We start from the raw sequence: 972 nt of genomic DNA on the forward strand, positions 1-972 counted from the left end.
CGGTAGAGCGGGTGGGAGCGCCAGCATGTCACCCGGTGGGAGGGTTACACGCCAGAGTCCGAACGGGGTTTTCGATTGCCGCGCAGCGTCGAGCGCGTTCTCGCCGCGAAGATGTCGAGGTTTTCCGTAGCCGAATTCGAGCATGCCAGCGGAAGCGAGGTACGCAGCTCGTTGGTCTATCGATACCAGTTGTGTTGCGTCGGAAAGTTCTTCGAGGTCCGGGATGCGGGTCCATCCGGCGGCAGGTTCGAGATCTCCGCGGGGTTCGCCGTCCAGCGGTGGGACCGGTCCACCGACAGTGACGACGATTCCTTTACCGCTGCGGGTGCGGTCGCGTTTGATCTTGTCGACGATGGCGGCGCCGGTGCGTGCGGGGGTGGGGCCGGGTAGCACGCCGAGGTGTTGTGCGCACCAGGCGAGTCGGCGTCCCAGTTCCTGCGCAGCGGGGAGGTCGTCGTCGGGGAGGTAGGTTCCGGCGGTGGGTGATCCGAGGATCCCCATGTCCCCCACGCGATTGCCCCATCCGAAGTCTTTGTTCCAGTAGGTCCACACGTAGGGTTCGATGAAAATGTCGACCATGGATGTGAAGTTCCCGGTGGTGCGGGAGAGGTGAACGACGTGGCCGGGTTCTCCGCGGAGTTCCCATCCTGCGGTCAGCATGGGGGTCAGCGTGGCGTGGAGGATCGCGGTGAGTTCTTCGGCAGCGCGGGTGCGGAGGATTTCCATGTCGTCGACATCGTCTTCGCTGCCTGGGTCGATGATCCATCCGAGCATTTCGCAGGCTTCGATTCCGACTATCCAGATCTGTGCCGGTGCGCCCAGCGGGGTGAGCGTTGCCCATCTGATGAGTTTGTCGAGTTTTTCGATGGAATCGACTGGGCCGGTGAGTGTGTGGCCGGATGGTGTGTAGGTGCCGGCTGCTGTGACAATGACGGCGTGGCCGTCTGCTGCCTCGCTGGCGGGAGGAAGGGC

1 pseudogene is annotated in these 972 nt (G+C 63.7%); it reads right to left on the minus strand.

What is annotated here, in order from left to right:
• Positions 1–972 (minus strand): annotated as a pseudogene (locus AC1Q6C_RS33645) (hypothetical protein); the annotation flags it as partial.

It is taken from the genome of Rhodococcus sp. MT28 (genome assembly GCF_058792695.1).